This window comes from Sideroxydans sp. (assembly GCF_054604835.1).
Map to the genome: position 1 here is coordinate 105,370 of NZ_JBTSFG010000007.1, position 18,998 is coordinate 124,367.

At 59.8% G+C, this 18,998-nt stretch carries 14 protein-coding genes and 1 tRNA gene; 1 reads left to right on the plus strand and 14 read right to left on the minus strand.

Annotation, left to right across the window (positions count from 1 at the left end):
- Window positions 1-47 precede the first annotated feature (47 nt).
- From ACYCZ5_RS11915 to ACYCZ5_RS11955, 9 genes are all read right to left on the minus strand, one after another.
- Entirely contained in the window at window positions 48-647 is a 600-nt protein-coding gene (locus ACYCZ5_RS11915; protein ID WP_461545023.1) for an LPP20 family lipoprotein, read from the minus strand.
- 62 nt (window positions 648-709) lie between these two features.
- On the minus strand, window positions 710-1,483 hold the full coding sequence (locus tag ACYCZ5_RS11920) for a FecR domain-containing protein (protein WP_461545024.1): 774 nt from the start codon (window positions 1,481-1,483) through the stop codon (window positions 710-712).
- A gap of 52 nt (window positions 1,484-1,535) precedes the next feature.
- The gene (locus ACYCZ5_RS11925; protein ID WP_461545025.1) at window positions 1,536-3,062 is read right to left on the minus strand and encodes an LPP20 family lipoprotein; all 1,527 of its coding nucleotides are present in this window, start codon (window positions 3,060-3,062) and stop codon (window positions 1,536-1,538) included.
- Window positions 3,059-4,168 carry a hypothetical protein gene (locus tag ACYCZ5_RS11930; RefSeq protein WP_461545026.1) on the minus strand — a complete coding sequence of 370 codons (1,110 nt, stop codon included), beginning with the start codon at window positions 4,166-4,168 and terminating at the stop codon, window positions 3,059-3,061. Before ACYCZ5_RS11930 ends, ACYCZ5_RS11925 begins: the two co-directional genes overlap by 4 nt.
- A 72-nt stretch (window positions 4,169-4,240) precedes the next feature.
- Window positions 4,241-4,843: a hypothetical protein gene (locus ACYCZ5_RS11935; RefSeq protein ID WP_461545027.1), complete on the minus strand. Its 603-nt coding sequence runs from the start codon at window positions 4,841-4,843 to the stop codon at window positions 4,241-4,243.
- 143 nt (window positions 4,844-4,986) lie between these two features.
- Complete coding sequence (locus ACYCZ5_RS11940; protein ID WP_461545028.1) at window positions 4,987-8,628, minus strand: EAL domain-containing protein; 3,642 nt, start codon at window positions 8,626-8,628, stop codon at window positions 4,987-4,989.
- Between the two features lie 83 nt (window positions 8,629-8,711).
- Window positions 8,712-12,209, minus strand: a complete 3,498-nt coding sequence (dnaE, locus tag ACYCZ5_RS11945) for a DNA polymerase III subunit alpha (RefSeq protein WP_461545029.1) — start codon at window positions 12,207-12,209, stop codon at window positions 8,712-8,714.
- Between the two features lie 88 nt (window positions 12,210-12,297).
- Entirely contained in the window at window positions 12,298-12,552 is a 255-nt protein-coding gene (locus ACYCZ5_RS11950; protein ID WP_459722065.1) for a hypothetical protein, read from the minus strand.
- Window positions 12,553-12,865: 313 nt separating this feature from the next.
- Window positions 12,866-12,953, minus strand: a tRNA-Ser gene (locus tag ACYCZ5_RS11955).
- Window positions 12,954-13,092: 139 nt separating this feature from the next.
- Here ACYCZ5_RS11955 and mltF point away from each other — a divergent pair.
- Window positions 13,093-14,439, plus strand: coding sequence for a membrane-bound lytic murein transglycosylase MltF (gene mltF / locus ACYCZ5_RS11960; RefSeq protein ID WP_461545030.1), 1,347 nt, complete (start codon window positions 13,093-13,095; stop codon window positions 14,437-14,439).
- Between the two features lie 9 nt (window positions 14,440-14,448).
- Here the strand turns inward: mltF and ACYCZ5_RS11965 are convergent, their stop codons facing one another.
- The 5 genes from ACYCZ5_RS11965 to lolA all read right to left on the minus strand — a co-directional run bounded on the left by ACYCZ5_RS11965 (window position 14,449) and on the right by lolA (window position 18,997).
- Complete coding sequence (locus ACYCZ5_RS11965; RefSeq protein WP_461545031.1) at window positions 14,449-15,231, minus strand: potassium channel family protein; 783 nt, start codon at window positions 15,229-15,231, stop codon at window positions 14,449-14,451.
- 9 nt (window positions 15,232-15,240) lie between these two features.
- Window positions 15,241-16,536 (minus strand): serine--tRNA ligase, encoded by a 1,296-nt coding sequence (gene serS, locus ACYCZ5_RS11970; protein WP_461545032.1) that lies wholly within the window; start codon window positions 16,534-16,536, stop codon window positions 15,241-15,243.
- Between the two features lie 135 nt (window positions 16,537-16,671).
- Complete coding sequence (locus ACYCZ5_RS11975) at window positions 16,672-17,037, minus strand: GxxExxY protein (protein WP_461545033.1); 366 nt, start codon at window positions 17,035-17,037, stop codon at window positions 16,672-16,674.
- 32 nt (window positions 17,038-17,069) lie between these two features.
- Complete coding sequence (locus ACYCZ5_RS11980) at window positions 17,070-18,383, minus strand: replication-associated recombination protein A (protein ID WP_461545034.1); 1,314 nt, start codon at window positions 18,381-18,383, stop codon at window positions 17,070-17,072.
- On the minus strand, window positions 18,383-18,997 hold the full coding sequence (gene lolA / locus ACYCZ5_RS11985) for an outer membrane lipoprotein chaperone LolA (protein ID WP_461545035.1): 615 nt from the start codon (window positions 18,995-18,997) through the stop codon (window positions 18,383-18,385). Before lolA ends, ACYCZ5_RS11980 begins: the two co-directional genes overlap by 1 nt.
- Between the last annotated feature and the right edge of the window lies 1 nt (window position 18,998).

Genomic DNA, 18,998 nt, shown 5'->3' on the forward strand with positions numbered 1-18,998 from the left:
CCCCCCCCCCCCGACCGTGGTCTCGCGCAATCGCTGCGCTTTCGCCGTTACTGGGCCGGCTTTTGTTGGGCGATGTCTGCCGCCAACTCGTCCTGTCCCTTTTGGGCACGGAACTGCTGCCAGGCTGCCCGATCGTTGTTCATGCTGGTCTTGAGCGCGGTCTCGGTGATCTTCTGAGCGCTGACCTCATCCAGTCCGACCAGTGCATACATGGAACCGTCCGGCCCGGTGATGGTGCGATACAAACGCGTGCCGACCAGTGTCTCTTCCGTGATCTGTTTGGTGACCGAAGTATTCACCTGGTCCACGGTCTGCTGATTGGCTGCACCGGTCGTCTCCGCATACTGCTTGATCATATTGGTCACGCGGATACGCACCATCTGCGCCAGTTGCACGCGCGCATCGGCAATCGCCATCTGCTTCATGAATCCCACGCCGGCCGCCGACTTCGCCGCCACGCCTACCGCCGATACCGTCACGCCTTCAACCGGCATGTCGCACACCCAGTCCGGCGCCGCTTTCTGGGAGTTCGGGAACACGCACTCGGGTGCCGCCTCGACCTTCTCTTCCTTTACCGGCGCGCTGCCGCAACCACTGACTGCCAACATCCCCAGAACCACTAACGAACCAACGATACGATTACGCATGATGCACCCTCCTCTGATTGATATACCCGAACACCCCATTGAACTTCAGCACGCGACCCGACTCAGTCGTGCACTGTCCCTATCCACTCCGCCCCGAAAGATTCGAGGCTTTCCATATCCTGCTTGGTCTTTTCGTTCAGCGCACCTTCCGTGACTTTGTTCCCATCGAAAGACACCATCCTGTCGGCAGCCAAAGTGAATTCGCGCTTGTACTCGATGAACTCCCGGGCCGTTTCCGCACGATAGTCTTCATACGCCTTCTTCTCGCGCGCGATCGCATCGCGCGCCTCTTTCTTGTATGCGTCGAATTCGTCGTCCACTTGCCGGCGGTGGATCTCGTATTCATCGTTGGGGCTGGTCACGCTGATCTCGCCCTTGCGCATACCGATCTCCTTGCGCGTCTCCTCATCGACCACCACAAAGCGCGTACCGCGCACGCCGATCACGGCGGTCGTCGTCTTGATCTTTACCTTGTGCGTGGATCGCTGCACCTTGTTCATCGCGTAATAGATCATACCGCTGACCTGTCTGAAGAGGTTCACCGCACCGCTGGAGCGATCCACCTCCAGCGAGCTGTTGCGTTCGACGACCACGAATCCGGCGTTGCCGACTCTGACCACCGCCCTACCGTTGGCACCCGTGCTGAACACATAGCGGTTGCCGGTCAATCGTTTGACCTTGGCATCCGTCGCCTGCTTGTCCGGCTCGCCGACCTGAAGCACCCCTTCCGACCTGACCACTTCGATCGTTTCATCGGCCAGACAGACATCCGCCGCCGTCAGTCCAAGCAGGCCGTAAAGCAAAGCCATGCTCATGATCGTTCGAACACCCATCATCACACTCCTTCGGCCCCGCCCCGGTATCGGATCGATCCGGCCACGACAGGCATCATTGCTTCATATCCTGATTCAGGAACTTCGAGAACTTGTTCTGCCAGCGTTTGACCACGTTGATACCGAGTACATCCATCACCATATCGGAGGAGATGGGATTCCAGCCTGTCGTCCCTTTGAAGCGGTCCGAGAACACGACCTCGCCATTCTCCACCAGCAAACTGGCCATGGCACCATCGAATTGATAATCGCGACCGCGACTTTGTGGGTCGCGATCGATGCGCGAGGCCATCTGGCCTGAAGCGACCACTGCCAGCAGCAGTCCGTCCTGTCGCAGCATATCCGGCACTTCGCCTTGTGTCATCGCATTCAATTGAGCCGCCGTCAGCGGCTTGCTCCTGACTTCGACTTCCGCACCCAATGGGCGGATCACATTATTGAGCCCATCGCATGCCTTGAGCCAGTTTCCCGCTTGCTTGCCAGCTTTGAAATAGCACAACAGCGTCACCGGGCGTCCTTCGAAATACTGCCGCCACAACGTCTTTTCCATATCATCCGCCGAGCAGGCGAGTGTCTCGGCCTTCTTGCGCGCGATCTCACGGCGATCGATCAACTGCTCGGAATCCTGCGCCTGCTGGAAGTAGTTCCTGGCGCCGCACGGACTGCGTCTTTGCAGCTCCACTTCCCCCAGTTTGAACAACAGATCGCCGGGACCGAACATATCGGGGATACCGGCGTTGTGGTTGGCCAGCAGCGTCTTGTACAGAATGGTCGCCCTGGTCAGTCGCTTCGCCCGCTCGTTCTCGCTGGTCTGCATGCCGGCCTCCGCGACCAACAGGTCAGCCTCGCGCAGATCGGACTGCGCCTGCTGCAACTTGTCCTTGTCGCGCTGCAACGATGCTTTCAATCCGCCCAGCAATTTCTGGTAGTAATCCGCCGAACCGGGATCCTTGACGAACTCGAAAGCGATACGCGACAAGGCATCCTGCGCGGCCTCGGTGGCGGCCAACCGTCTATCAAGCGATAGCGTATCGTTCTGCGCTGTTTCGGCATTCGCTTTCATCGCGGCGAACAGCATCTTCGACAGCCCTTCCTGTTTGCCCTTCTCCACATCGGCTTTGGAAACACGCGCGCGCAACCACATATCGCAGGATTTCGGATCTTCCCAAGTGTCTATGATCTCGACATTGCGCAACGATGCCTCGGTGGATGTCTGCGTCACCGAACTCAGATTGGAGTCGGTGAATTCACTGCCCCAGCTCTTGCGACTCGTCTGTTCAAGAACGAACGCGTTCTTGACCGAGACCTGGATCATCTCGGACAGACTCTTCAAGGCGTTCTGCTTGGCGGTGGCGATACGTTCCGACAATGGGACGCGCGCGCTATCCGACACCCCGGCGGCGAAGAAATGCTGGTCGGTCACCGTCTCGGGGCTGTCGATCCATGCGGGTCGCGGGCCGCCGCCCGTGCATGCACCCGCGAATGCGGACGCGGAAAAAGAAAAGGCCGCCGCAGCGATCCATAACACTGCGCCGAACTTCATCAGCGATCCATTCGCTCCAGCAGCGCGTGCAGTCTTCACTCTCTCACCACCTGATAGAACAGTCTGCGCTCACCCTCGCTCACTGCGAGATAGTCCGCTGCTTTGGTATGCAGATGATTCAGCACGGGCGCTTCGAACGGTTCGTCGAACAATATCCGCGCCAATTCGACGCCGCGTTCCGTGTCCGCAAACACCAGATGACTCTGCGATACGGCCGCCACATAGCGCCAGGTCTGCATGAACATGCAATCGGTGATCTTCGAACCGCCGCGCTGATAGCGGGGATCCTTGTTGGAGACTTCGAATCGCTCGACTTCGCGCTTTGCATCGCCGTCGACCACATGCAGGTAGGACGCATAGGAACGGGTCGGCCGCCCGAAATTGAATGCCGTGCGCATCAGATAGGTGCCGACTGCGGCCATGCGGCCATCGGGGGATGCCCTGACACAGGTCGGCTCTTCAAAGGTCCAATCATCCGATTGCAATTTTGCATAGGCGACCATTTCGCTGTCTTTTGCCAGCAGCGGGGGAGCTGCAAGCAACTCTGTCCCGTCCGGCAACATCGCTACCGGCTTGAGCGAGAACTTGACCAGCCTGGGATTGGTGATATCCATCACCTGGATGCCGAACTTCTCGGCTGTCTGGTCGATGGCGCGCTGAATGGCATTGTTCACCGCAGCGGACTCCGTCAGCCCGTCCGAAGGTGGCATACCCTTGGTGCCCATCGGTGCGGATGCAAATGATTTGATCGTTGCGTCCTCGCCGATGAAGCGGATGTCTGCGACAGCGGTCGCGGTGAAAGTTGAAGCCAATCCCGTGGTCTTGCCCACACCCAGATAGACGCGGTAGATGCCCACGATGTCGTATTTGCCTGCGTTCTCGACAAAGTCCTCTGCCGTGATCAACGCGCCGGGATCGCCCAGCCGCGCCCAGGATCTTTTAAGTTGCTCAGCCTTCTTCTGGTCTAGCACCACTACGCCGTTATCGGCGAGCAGTTGTTCAAAACGTGTCTGCGCCACGCGCAGGTATTGTTTGCCGGCAGCATTCTGGCCGTACACGACGACCGCGACCTGATCTTCTCTGGCTCCCGCATCGGACAGCACCAAAGCCATGGACAGGATGATGCCAAGAAGGATCTTCTTCATCAGATGATCTGCACTTTTATTGGATCGCAGAAAAAACAGGCCGCTGACGCGGCCTGTTCAGACATTGCAAGATCAGAAACGAGCAGTGAGGCCCACATTCAGGCGTACACCGGACGTGCTAGCACCGGAGATGCTGTACGAATAGACCTGCGCTGTTCCGTCCAGCGATACTTCTTCAGTGACGAAGTGTGCAAAACCGCCACCACCCTGTATGGAGAATCCCGTGTTGGAACTATCGGTAGTGACAGGAATATTGGTAAACGGATCTGGTCTTGTAATCGATGAGGACATGAACAGAATACCGGCGTTACCCAGCACGAACGGCACGGTAGCTGACTTGGCCGGCTCACCCAGATAGTATTTGGCGCCCATACCTATGGTCATGAAGTTGCTTACAACTTCGTTACGGCCACCGCTGTCAGTGACCGAGAGCGTGTCCATCAAAATGAACGAAATGACGGTCTTGGCATCGATATAGCGGCCTTCACTCAAGAAGACCGTGCCTGTTGTGGTCGTATCCCCGATGTCGATCATACCCATCAGCGTACGCTCACCCGCGTAGCCTCCAGCCGATTTACCCCCATTGAGGAGCTTTGCGAACATCGACTCTTCAGCCATTGCAGAACCCGCCACGAACATCGACAACATTGCCACCGCCGCCATACTCTTTTTCATTTCATGCCCCTTTTCTAAGATTATTTAACTGCAATACATGGCTATAACTCCCTAGCCGATGCAGGCGCAACACTGCGCTCGAGGCAGTCTATTGTCAATCCGAATGCGGCACATCCCCCATGTGGGGTATAGCGCTTTACCAGCTACTGATAGTGCTGCGGTTTGACTGAATTCCCGAACTGATTTATCCACCCCGCGATCTCTCCGGCCGGCATGGGCTGAGCGATGCTGTAGCCCTGCACGGAGCCGCAGCCCATCGCTTGCAGTTCCTCCTTCAGCGCACCGTCTTCCACGCCTTCCGCCACGGTATGCCGACCGAAGGTGTTCGCCAGTGCGATGACGCCCTGCACGATGGCATGGTCACCTTTGTTCAGGCTCATGCCCTGCACGAATGATTGGTCGATCTTCAGCGTGTCCGCGGAGAGACGGCTCAGGTAGACAAGGGATGAGTAGCCGGTGCCGAAATCGTCCAGCGCGAAGGTGACCCCCATCTTTCGGCAGGCATCGATGACTTCGGACGACTGTGCGATATCTTCCAGCGCGGCGGTCTCCAGCACTTCGATCTGCAGTGCGCCGTCGCGCAGTGGCGGATACTGCGCCAGCTCGCCTTGCAGATTGGCGACGAAGTCTGCGACCTGCAGATGTTGCGCGGAGATGTTGATGCTCACTTGCAGTTGCAAACCCGCGCGCTCCCAGGCGAACAGTTGCGCCAAGGCGTTCTTGATCACCCATGCGCCCAGCTGCACATCCTGTTCCGAGTTCTCGATGATGGGCAGGAACTCGGCGGGCGAGAGCAGGCCGCGTTCTGGATGGTTCCAGCGGATCAGCGCTTCGACACCGAAGATCTCACCGCTCGCTAGCGCCTGCTTGGGCTGGTAATACAACTCGAACTCGCCGTCTTCCAGGCCTTGCGAGATACGACGGCGCCCCTCGTGCAGCGAACGCACGCGCTTGTCGTGCATGGCGTCGTACAGATGGAAGCGGTTCTTCCCGCTCTGTTTGGCGATGTACATGGCCTGATCAGCGTGCCGCAGCAAGGTGTCGCTGTCAGCATCGTCCTCGGGATAGAGGGTCACGCCGATGCTGGCCGATACCACGACCTGGGCACCCTTGAGCACGACCGGCTGTGAGATGACGTTCAGCACACGTTCCAGTACCAGATAGCATTCGCTTTCGTCGCGCATCTCGTTGAACAACATCACGAACTCGTCGCCACCCAGACGCGACAAGGTATCGCCCGCGCGCAAGACCTCCTGCAGGCGGCGCGTGATGTCGATCAGCAACTTGTCGCCCATCTCGTGACCATAGCGATCGTTCACATCTTTGAAACCGTCCAGGTCGATGTAACAGACTGCCAGCAAAGTGTCGCTGCGCTGCGTGACCGCAATCGCCTGACGCAGACGATCCGCCAGCAGGCGGCGATTGGGCACGCCGGTCAGCGCGTCGTAGTTGGCGACATGGCTGAGTTCGGCTTCGTGATCCTTGAAATAGGTGATATCTGAGAAGATGCCGACATAACGCTGCACCTGACCGAGATGGTCGGCGATGACCGATATGGAAAGCATCTCGGCAAATACCTCGCCGCTCTTGCGCCGGTTCCATATCTCGCCGCGCCAGGCGCCCTTCTCTTGCAATGACTGCCACATGGCTTGGTAGAACGCCTTGTCCTGCCGGCCGGAACTCATCGTGTTCGGATTCTTGCCCAGCACCTCGGCACGCGTGTAGCCAGTGATGGTGGTGAACGCCGTGTTGACGTCGATGATGAGGTTGTTCGCATCGGTGACGACGATGGCTTCCTGGCTGTTGTCGAACACACTGGCGTTGATGCGCAGCGATTCGTCAGCGCGGCGGCGGTCGGTGATGTCGTACTGGATGCCGTCCCACAGGATGTCGCCGTTCTCCATCCGGGTCGGCTGCGACGCGATGTGCAACCAGCGTATCTCGCCGTCGCGGCATTTGATGCGTCCCTCCCATTCTAGCGGATGCATCTGTTCGCGGGCCGCATTGCGCAGCCAGACGAATTCCTCCAGCTCGTCCGGCAGGATGCGCGAGAAAGCGATCTGCGGTTCGCGTTTCACATCAGCCTCTTCCACATCCAGCAGTTCGCACCAGCGCTGGCTGACGTAATCGAACACCCCGCCGCCCTGCGCGAGCATGCGGTATTTGTACACGCCGACGGGGATCTTCTGGACAAGGTCGCTGTATTTCTCGATGCTGTCCTTGAGCGCTTGCTCCACCTGTTTGCGCTCATTGATGTCGCGGCCTATGCCCATCGCACCGATGACCTTGCCCTGCTTGTCCCATTCGGGAACGAAGATGACATGGTGCCAGTGCAAGCCGCCGTCCGGATGTTCGATCGGGTACTCGACCTCCACCCGCTCGCCCTTGTCCATGACCTGCTCGACCAGGCTTTGCAGTTCGCGCGTCTCGCGTGAATCGGGCGCCGCCTCGACAGGTATCTTGCCCACCACCGGCAACAACTGCGGGGCAATGGTGCGTGCCATCGCCGGGTTCATGTAAGTCACCCGACAATCGCGGTCGTAACGGATGATGTTGTCCGGCAGGTTCTCCGCCAGCGAGCGGAACTCGCGTTCGCTCTCGGCCAGTATGTGTTTGATACGCTCGCGCTCGGTGATGTCGCGCCCGACACCCAGCACGCCGATCAGCTTGCCAGCTCTGTCGTGCATAGGTGTCTTGATGGTCTCCACCAGTTCCCGGTGACCGTCATCGGCAAAGGTGATCCACTCCTCGTTGACCGTGGGCTTATCCGCCGCCATCGCCATCAGGTCGTGTTCGCGAAAAAAGTCCGCCAGTGCTTTGTCCACGAAGTCATGGTCGGTCTTGCCGACGATGTCGCGCTCCCGCGCGCCGAAGAAACGCTCGAAACGATGGTTGCAGGCCAGATAATGCCCCTCGACATCCTTCAGCCAGATCAGATCGGGAATGTTGTCGAGCAAGGCGTGCAGGAAGGACTCTTCGATGCCGGCACGCTGTTCGTGCAAACCGGTCGCCATCAGTTGCGTCAGGTCGTGTTCGCTCACCAGCCCGGTCATGTTGCCGTCGGCATCGACCACCACCAGATGGCGCACCTTGTGCAGCAGCATCTGTTCGGCCGCTTCACTGGTGGTGGCGCTGAGCGGCACGCTCAACACCGGCGAGATCATCACATCGCCCAACGTGGCATCCATCCAGTCCGTTCGCGATGAAAAGAGTCGCACCACATCGCGCTCTGTCACGATGCCGAGCGGCTTGTCCGCCGTGACCACGACCACGCAGCTTTTGTGCTGGGCATGCATCAGGTCGAGCGCCCGTTTGAGCGGCGTCTCGGGCGGCATGGAGATGCCGGTGCGTTGTGCGATGGAGGCTACGCGGCGGCGGCCGGCCAATACCGTGAGATCGAGATGCATACGGAAATCGGTCTCGCTGACCACGCCGCAGACCACCCCAGCCTCGTCGACCAGCACCAGATGGCGTATGCCTTCGCGCTGGCAGGTATGGTATCCCTCCAGCACGCGGGTATCGCCGGGCATGACCACGACCGGTGCCGACATGACGTTTTGCAACGGGGATGCTGCCGCGACACCTTCATGCATGGCGCGCAGGATATTGCGCTCGGTGATGATGCCCAGCGGATGCCGGGTGTCGTCGGTGACGACGATGGACGAATAGCGCCGTTGCGCCATCAGTCCGGCGGCTTCGGCCAGACTTGATCGTGCAAGACAGGTCGTGACATCGCGCGTGGCGATATCGATCAACCGCAGATTATTTTGATTCTCTCCTCGCATTACCAGCCTTTACACGTATTTGCGGCCCCCCGACCCTCAAAATACCACACTGTGATCAATGCTATAGCCGTGCCATCTCCAGACTAGGCATAGACCACGCGCACCTTGTCGTGTCCAATCTCCTCGGACAGCGTGGCCAGCAATTCCTCGGGCAGGGTGACCTTCCACTCCTCGCCCAGACGCAACGGTGCCGCACCGATCAGGTTGCGGTAGTTGATCTGCACAGTGCATTCGCCCCCGCAATAGGGCTTGAGCATCTCGGCCAGACGCTTGGTGCATACCTTGTCGTCCATGCTGCAATCGATATCCAGCCGTTTGGCGAACACCGCGCGTGCCGAAGCGAAATCGAACAGCGCATCGGCGCTGATACGCATGCCGCCTGAGTAATCGTCCATGCTGGCGCGACCGCGCGCCACCACCAGCTGGTCGTCGCGCAACCAGTTGCGGTTGGGCTCGAACAAGTCGTTGAACACCGTCATCTCGATCTGCGCGCTGCCGTCGTCCAGTGTCAGCACCGCCATGCGGCCGCGCCGCGTTTGCAGGATACGGATGCCACTGACGATGCCGGACAGCACCAGCTCCTTCTCTTGCCGGCGCGATTTGCCGTTGGTCGGTGGCAATATCTCCGGTGTGACCTTGTCCAGCCGCATGCTGACGAAGTTGGACAGCTCCCGCTCGAACTCCTGATACGGATGGCCCGACAGATAGAAGCCGAGCGCGATCTTCTCCTGCTGCAATTGCTCGCGCAGTTTCCAGCGCGCCACATCCGCCAGCGGCAATGTCATGTCTTCCGCCGGATCGTCACCGAACAGGCTGACCTGATTGGCTGCACGCGCATGCTGCTCGGCGCTGCCCAGCGCCGAATCGAGCGAGGCCAGCAACTGGTAGCGATGGTCATTGATGCTGTCGAACGCACCGGCGCGGATCAGCGCCTCGATGGCGCGGCGGTTGACCACGCGTTTGTCCACGCGGCGGCAGAAATCGAACAGGTCGGTGAACGGCCCGCCTTCCTTGCGCGCCGCCACGATGTTCTCCACCGCCGCCTCGCCGGTGCCCTTCACCGCCCCCAGACCGTAGGCCATGGTTTTCTCGTCGGTGGGCGTGAAGCGGTACAGCGAACTGTTGATGTCCGGCGGCAGAATCTGCACGCCTTGCAGCGCGGTGTCCTGATAGAAGAAGCTCACCTTGTCGGTGTTGTCCATTTCCGAGGACAGTGTGGCCGCCATGAACGCGGCCGGATAGTGGCACTTCAGGTAAGCGGTCTGGTAAGCGACCACGGAGTAGGCGGCGGCGTGCGACTTGTTGAAGCCGTAGCCCGCGAACTTCTCCATGGTGTCGAAGATCTCGTTCGCCTTCTTCTCGTCGATGTTGTTCTTTTCCGCGCCCGCCACGAAGATGGCGCGCTGCTCGGCCATCTCCTCGGCCTTCTTCTTTCCCATCGCGCGGCGCAGCATGTCGGCGCCGCCCAGCGTGTAACCGGCCACCGCCTGCGCGGCCTGCATCACCTGCTCCTGATACACCATGATGCCGTAGGTGCTGCGCACCACCTTGTCCAGCAGCGGGTGCGGGATGATGACTTGCTCGCGGCCGTGCTTGCGGTTGATGTAGTCGGGGATGAAGTCCATCGGGCCGGGGCGATACAAGGCGTTCAGCGCGATCAGATCGTCGATGCAGTCCGGCCTCGCCTTGACCAGCGTGTCCTTCATGCCGCGCGACTCGAACTGGAACACGGCCGTGGTGTTGGCATTGCGGAAGATGTTGTCGTAGGTGGGCTTGTCGTCGAGCGGGATGCTGTCGATATTGAAGTCTTGCGTCCCTTCGATGCCCGATGCCTTGATGTAGCGCACCGCCCAATCGATGATGGTCAGCGTGCGCAGACCCAAGAAGTCGAACTTCACCAAGCCGACGGCTTCCACGTCGTCCTTGTCGAACTGGCTGACCGTGCTCTCGCTGCCCTCGGCGCAATACAGCGGACAGAAATCGGTGAGCTTGCCCGGCGCGATCAACACACCACCGGCGTGCATACCGACGTTACGCGTCAAGTCTTCCAGTCGCTCGCCCAACTCCATCAGTTCGTCCACGCCTTCTTCACTGTCGATGATGGCGTTGAACTCCGGCTCCATCTCGCGCGCCTTGGACAGCGAGACAGGCTTCACGCCGTCCAGCGGCACCAGCTTGGACAGACGGTCACATAGCATGTAGGGGAAATCGAGCACGCGGCCGACGTCGCGGATCACACCCTTGGAGGCCATGGTGCCGAAGGTGGCGATCTGCGACACGCAGGCCTCACCGTAGTGATGGCGCACGTACTGGATCACCAGTTCGCGCCCGTCCTGACAGAAGTCCACGTCGAAGTCGGGCATGGAAACGCGCTCTGGGTTCAGGAAGCGCTCGAACAGCAAGTCGTAACGCAACGGGTCAAGATCGGTGATGCCCAATGAATATGCCACCAGCGAACCGGCACCAGAACCGCGGCCCGGCCCCACCGGTACGCCGTTGGGGAAGCGCTCGTGACGATAGGATTTCGCCCAGCGTATGAAGTCGGACACGATCAGGAAGTAACCGGGGAAACCCATCTTGATGATGGTCTCGGTCTCAAATTCCAGACGTGCAAGATATTCCGGCATCTTCTCGGCGCGCAACGTCTCGTCCGGATACAGATGCAGCATGCGCTGCTCCAGGCCGCGCAAGGATTCGTCGCGCAGGAACTGGTCCAGCGATTCGCCGTTGGGCGTGGGGAAGTCGGGCAGGTAGTTGGTGCCGAGTTTGAGCGTGAGGTTGCAGCGCTTGGCGATCTCCACGCTGTTCTGCAAAGCCTGCGGCAGATCGGCGAACAGTTCGGCCATCTCGGCCTGTGTCTTGAAATGTTGCTGCGCAGTGAATTGCTTCACACGGCGTTTGTCGTTCAGCACATAGCCTTCGGCGATGCACACGCGCGCCTCGTGCGCCTTGTAATCGTCGATAGCAAGGAACTGCACCGGATGCGTGGCCACCACCGGCAAGTCCAGCGCATTGGCCAGTTGCACCGTGTCGCGTATGAATTCTTCCTCGCGCGGGAAGCCGCAGCGCTGCACTTCCAGATAGAGACGGTCGGGAAACAGCGATGCGTAGTCGCGTGCCGCCTGTTTGGCGGCGTTCGGGTTGCCGTTCTGCATCGCCAGCCCCACCTCACCCATGTGGAAGCCGGACAGCGCGATCAAACCCTCGGTGCCTTCGCTCAGCCACTCACGGCGGATCTCCGGACGCCCCCGGTACTGGTTGCCCAGATAGGCACGGGTCAGCAGGTCGCACAGGCGCAGATAACCGGCATTGGATTGGCACAGCAACAGCAGGCGGTGCGGCTGGTCGCGCGCGGCATCATTGGTGACGAACACATCGCAACCGGCCACGGGCTTGATACCCGCCCCGCGTGTCTTCTTGTAGAACTTCACCAGCCCGAACACGTTGGAAAGGTCGGTCAGCGCCAGCGCGGCTTGTGCATCCGCCTGCGCCGCCGCCACCGCTTCGTCGATGCGCACGATGCCGTCAGCGATGGAATATTCGCTATGGAGACGAAGATGGACGAAAGCGGGTTGAGGCATGATCGGCGACAGTCAATTCAGGCACGGATTTTAACACCGCCCCCGCCCCGCCCCGGTAAGAAATCCTGTCGCCGTTGACAGCCCGTTGTTATTGGCGAGAAGACTTGTCCTGCTCGCGAAACACCCGAGTCAGGGATGCGATAAGGATGGGAAGGTCCTGTTTGTGCAGATCGGGAAAGGCGTTATGCAGGGTCTGGTGCAGCATGCTGCGCGAGGGTGTGCCGCCCCCTTCACCATGTGTAGCCAGCAACGGGGATGCGATGCGATAGGCATCGTCGAATATGTCGCGGATGTGCGGGTATTTGCGGCGCTCGACACCGCCGTTGCCTGACTGGACACTCATACTTCCTCCGTTACCACTGTTTTTGTTCCAAGTTGTGCGGTCACCGTAACGGCAAGCCCGAACATGGTCAATAGAAATAATGAGTTCATACGACTGCAACAAAAACCGCCATCTAGGGGCGGCTTTGCAATTGGCGGAGAGGGAGGGATTGTTCGGCTTTCGCGTTGCCTCCGCGAAACTCTCATCCCTCACTACGTTCGGGACCGCCTGAAGGCGTCCTGCGCGAGCAGTGCTCGTTTGTCGAACCCGTGCGGTCTCGTCCACGCTTCGCACTGCTCCAAATAAAAATCGCCCACGCGGGGCGATTTGTATTTGGCGGAGAGGGAGGGATTCGAACCCTCGATACCTTGCGGTATGCCTGATTTCGAGTCAGGTACATTCGACCACTCTGCCACCTCTCCGAGACTCTGTTCGAACGCGCATCAAAATCTTCTGCGGTCCGAAGGGCGCGCATTTTACCAGCAACCTCCTTTTTCGGGCAGAATGTTGCTCACTCCATCCTGAATCGCATCACGATCGATAATGCGCAGCCTCTATCCAATGCGGGTGGTCGTCCTGGTCGGCCTGTTCGCATGGCTGGTGATCAAGGCGACCGAAACGCCGCCGCTGCCTGATTGGCGGTCTGGAGAGCTGGTCGCAGTGGTGCCCGACTCCTCCATGGTCACCGATTCAGCGTTCGAATCCGATCTGGTCACCCTGTTCGCCAAGCATCTCAACGTGCGCGTGAGGCTGGTCAAACAGACATCCGACCAGGCTGTCGCCACTTTGCTGGCGGGCGAAGCCCATCTTGCCGCCGGTTTTCGCTCGCACTCCAACCCTTCCCTGCGCTTCAGCGACGGATACCATAAGCTGGACGAGCGCGTGGTCTGCAATGGCAAGTCTCCGCGCAAACTGGAAGAACTCACTTTGCGCGAGATCGTGGTCGCACGCGAGTCGGCGCAGGAAGCCGCCTTGCGCAAGGTTCGCGAGGAGCTGGAGGAGCTGGAATGGGAATCGCGCAAAAGAAGTTCTCCCGTCGCATTGCTGAAGGAATTGGCGGAGGAGCAGATCGACTGCACGGTGGCCAATGAAGAACAGATCACCACCATGCGCAACTACCATCCCGAGATCGGCAGCGGCCTGAGCCTGAATCTGGACTCGGACATGAGCTGGGCCATCAGCGCAGAAGGCGACGAGGCACTGCTGGAAGAGATCAACCTCTTCCTCGCCGAGAGCCGCAAGAACCGCGCGCTACACCATGCCATCGATCGCCACTATGGACACAACGACAGACTGGGGAGCATCGATGTCGCCGCATTCATCGAGGACACGCGCAGTGTGCTGCCGCATTACCGTCAATGGTTTCAGGATGCCGCCGACCTGACCGGCATCGACTGGCGCCTGATCGCCGCACTCGGCTATCGCGAATCGCGCTGGGATCCGAACGCCACCTCGTACACCAACGTGCGCGGTTTCATGATGATCACCGAGGTGACCGCCGACCGCATGGGACTGAAGAACCGCCTGGATCCACGCGAGAGCATCTTGGCTGGCGCCCGCTACCTGCAAATGCTGAAGGAGCAATTACCGCTACGCATCACCGAGCAGAACCGCCTGTGGATGGCGCTGGCCGCCTATAACCAGGGCATGGGACATCTGGAGGACGCGCGCATCCTGACAGGGCAGCGCGGACTCAGCCCCGACGTATGGGCCGACGTGAAACGCGTGATGCCCCTGTTGTCGCGGCCCGAGTTCTACGAGAACACCAAATACGGGCAGGCACGCGGCGGCGAAGCGGTGGTGCATGTCGAGACGGTGCGGCTGTACCACGACATGCTGAAGCGACTGGATGCGGAAGGGAAGCTGCCGAAGACTTCGCATTTCCCCTTCGGATTTGGCTCAAAATAGCAAAGCGTTCTAGTCGCGCTTGTTCTGACTATCTTCCAGCATCTTCTCGACGCGCGCGAGGCGGGCCGCGATATCTTTCAGCAAACGTTCGGATTCTTTTTCTTCAGTTTCGATCTTCTCCACGTCGCTGCCGATGAAGAAAGCGGCCAGATTGGCGGTGAGCAGGGAGATGAGCACCACGCCGAACAGCACCACCAGCGAGGCGAACAAACGGCCCGCGCCGGTGTGCGGCACCACATCGCCGTAGCCGACGGTGGCCATGGTGACCCAGGCCCACCACATGCCGTCCCACACGTCGCCGATGGAGGGATCGACGCGCGACATGATGATGCCGGACAGCACCATGGCGGCGAAAGCGACAATGAGGGTGGTGCCCAGCTTGTGCTGCGACAGCAGTTTGCGCGCCGAGCGGGACATGCGCAGCAGCAACGCCACCACCAGCAGCAGTCGCACGCTACGCAGCAGACCAATCAACGGGGCGAACTGCCAGAAATAAGGGAAGCCGGCGGTGATGATGAGCAGGTTCAGCCAGTTACCGAACAGGTAGCGGCGCTTGTCGCGCACTTGCGCGGTGAGGACCACAGTCTCCAGCAAGAAGGCCAGCCAAACCAGCCAGTCGGCGATGCGGGCCACGGCATGGGAAAGCGTGCCGGTCTCTTCCAGATACCACTGCAGCACGATCCACAGTGCCACGCCGACCATCGGCCATTCCAGCCGGCGCACCCAGTGCCGCGCGACCGCAGTCTCGTGCTCTTCGACACCGGCGATCCCCAGCAGATGGACGACGCTCATGCGCGCGCCCTATTTGGAAAGTTTCTCCATGCCGCCCATGTAGGGGCGCAGCACGTCGGGGATGGTCACACTGCCGTCGGCATTCTGGTAGTTCTCCAGCACCGCGACCAGCGTACGGCCGACCGCCAGACCGGAGCCGTTCAACGTGTGCAGCAACTCCGGTTTGCCGGCCGCGTTGCGGAAGCGTGCCTGCATGCGGCGCGCCTGGAAGGCTTCGAAGTTGGAGCAGGACGAGATCTCGCGGTAGGTGTTCTGCGCGGGCAACCACACTTCGATGTCATAAGTGGTGGCGGCGGAGAAACCCATGTCGCCGGTGCAAAGCCTGACCACGCGATACGGCAGTCCGAGCTTCTGCAGAATGATCTCGGCATGGCCGAGCAGCGCTTCCAGCGCGGCATAGGATTGTTCCGGATGCACCATCTGCACCAGTTCCACTTTCTCGAACTGATGCTGGCGGATCATGCCGCGCGTGTCGCGCCCGTAGGAACCGGCCTCCGAACGGAAGCACGGCGTGTGCGCTACGAATTTCATCGGCAGTTTTTCCATCGGCACGATCTCGTCGCGCACCATGTTTGTGACGGGAACTTCGGCGGTGGGGATCAGGTAGAAATTCTTTTCAATCCCGTCATCGCCCACCACGCGCGGTACACGGAATAAGTCTTCCTCGAACTTCGGCAACTGCCCGGTACCGCGCATCGATTCGGCGTTCACCAGATACGGCACATAGGTCTCGGTGTAGCCGTGCTTGTCGGTATGCGTATCCAGCATGAACTGCGCCAACGCGCGATGCATGCGCGCCAGCGGTCCTTTCAGCAAGGAAAAACGCGCACCGGCGATCTTGGTGGCGGTCTCGAAATCCAGCCCGCCCAAGCCTTCGCCGATGCTGACATGATCCTGCACTTCGAAGTCGAATCTCTTCGGCTCGCCGAACTTGTGCATCTCGACGTTATCCGCCTCGGACTTGCCGACAGGCACGCTGGCGTGCGGCACGTTGGGGATGACAGCGAGGAAGGCATCCATGTCCGCCAGCACTTGCGGCAGCTTGACTTCCAGTTGCTTCAGCTCATCGCCCAGCGCGCCCACCTCGGCCATGATAGCTGTCGTGTCTTCGCCCTTGGCTTTGGCCTGGCCAATTAGCTTGGAGGATGCATTGCGTTTGGCCTGCAACTCTTGCGTGCGCGTCTGGATGGTCTTGCGCTCGGCTTCCAGTTGCTCGAACTTGGCGGTGTCCAGTTCGAAACCGCGTGACTTCAATCGCGCTGCCACACCGGCCAGGTCGTTACGTAATGTTTGTATGTCTAACATGAGAACCTCAAATTCAAAATCAATTTAGCCACAGAGAACACAGAGAACACAGAGAGCACCGCCGCTCTGAATTTGTCTTTCTCTGTGACCTCTGTGTTCTCTGTGGCTAATTTTGTTTTTCTTTAACTTCACTTTTCAAAGTGAAATTCGCTTTACCCCACTGACCAACTGCTTTTCTCCAAAATTCAGTAACAACCCTCGCTTCAAACCTGTCGCTTTAAGATATGAGAGCACTTGGGCTGTTGCCACTTCCGGCAGCGTTCGCAGGGATTTAATTTCCACAACAACTTCATTTGCAACCAGCAGATCAAGACGCTGTCCTTGAATTGCCTGGCCTTTGTACATCACATCGACTGCCAATTGCCGTTGAAAAGGCAGCTCTCTCAGCCCTAGCTCGATACACAGCGCCTCTTCGTAGATAGACTCCAGCAGCCCGGAACCCAGAGTTTTGTGAACCTCAATAGCCGCTGCAATTATCTTCTCTGTCAGTTGATCTGCCACGACTATCTCTGTGCCCTCTGTGTTCTCTGTGGCTAATTCTTGCTTTTCGCTTTGGCATCCAACTCTCGCAGATGCGCCAGCTTTTCCGATATCTTTGCTTCCAGCCCGCGATCCACCGGTTCGTAAAAACTCACTTGCGGCATGCCATCCGGGAAGTAATCCTCACCCGCCGCATAGCCGCCCGCCTCGTCGTGCGCGTAGCGGTAGTCCTTGCCGTAGTCGAGCTGCTTCATCAGTTTGGTCGGCGCGTTGCGCAGGTGCAGCGGCACTTCGCGCGAACTGTCCTGTTTGACGAAAGCGCGGGCGGCATTATACGCGACGTATCCCGCGTTCGATTTGGCGGCGACGGCCAGATACAGCACGGCCTGCGCCAGCGCCAGTTCGCCTTCCGGCGAGCCGAGGCGTTCGTAGGTGGTGGCGGCATCGTTGCACAACTGGATGGCGCGCGGATCGGCGAGGCCGATGTCTTCCCAGGCCATGCGCACGATGCGCCGCGCGAGATAGCGCGGGTCGGCGCCGCCATCCAGCATGCGCACCAGCCAGTACAGCGCGGCATCGGGATTGGAGCCGCGCACCGATTTGTGCAGCGCGGAGATCTGGTCGTAGAAGGCTTCGCCGCCTTTGTCGAAGCGGCGCATCTTCTGCGCCAGTGTGGCGTCTAGAAAGGCGACATCGATGTTTTGCAAACCGGCTGCTTCGGCTGCGGTCTGCAACTGTTCCAGCACGTTGAGCAAGCGGCGCGCATCACCATCTGCGTAGCCGATGATGCGTTCGCGTGCAGCCGCATCGAAGGTGATGCCTTGCAATGCCGTGTGCTGTGCGCGTTCAAACAACTCCCCCATCTCGGCTTCTGACAAGGATTGCAGCACATACACCTGCGCGCGCGAAAGCAGCGCATTGTTCAATTCGAACGAGGGATTCTCGGTGGTCGCGCCGATGAAGGTGACCAGCCCCTGCTCGACGAAAGGCAGGAAGGCATCCTGCTGCGACTTGTTGAAGCGGTGCACCTCGTCCACGAACAGGATGGTGTGGCGACCGTTGCGTTGCAGGGTCTGCTCGGCCTGCGCGATGGCATCGCGGATGTCCTTCACGCCGGACAGTACTGCCGACAACGGCAAGAACTCGGCATCGAATGCCGAGGCCATCAGCCGCGCCAGCGTGGTCTTGCCCACCCCCGGCGGGCCCCACAGGATCATGGAATGCAGCTTGCCGGACTGGAAGGCGAGGCGCAGCGGCTTGCCCTCGCCCAGCAGATGCGACTGGCCGATGACTTCGGCGATGTGCTTGGGGCGCAGGCGCTCGGCGAGCGGCGCGGCCGGAGCGTTGGGCGCGAACAGGTCAGACATTATTCGCCCAGAACGTCAGCGCCTTGGGGCGGCACGAAACGGAACAGCGACGGTGCCAGCTGCGGATTGCGTTGCAGATGCGCGAAACGCAAGATGGTGGTGTTGCCGAAGGCGTCGTTCAGTTCCATCGCGGCCAGTTCGGAGCGCGCATTGAAGCCCATGCGGATGGCGGAGAAGGTGGATTCCTGGTTGCGCGGCTTGGCGGTCAACCAGGTCAAACCATACTGTTCGCCCGCTTCTTCCAGCAGAAAGTCGCGCTCGATCTCGTTGTTGCCGGACAGCAATGCCGCCGGGCTGCTGCCCAGCGCGGCATCCAGTTTCCGAACGGTTACTTGTTCCAGATCGGCGTCGTACAACCAGAACTTCGCGCCGTCGCCGACGATGAGTTGCTGGTAGGGTTTGCGATACTCCCAGCGAAACTTGCCGGGACGCACGAACTGCATGGTGCCGGATGCGGTTTGCATCTTGTGGCCTTTGCTGTCGAGCACGGTCTGGGTGAATTCGGCCTGCGCGGAACGCGTGCCGGAGATGAATGCCTTGAGCTGGTCGACGGCACCGGCATGCGCTTCGAACGCTGTCAGGCACAGCAGCAGAAGGCTCACTCTTTTCAACATG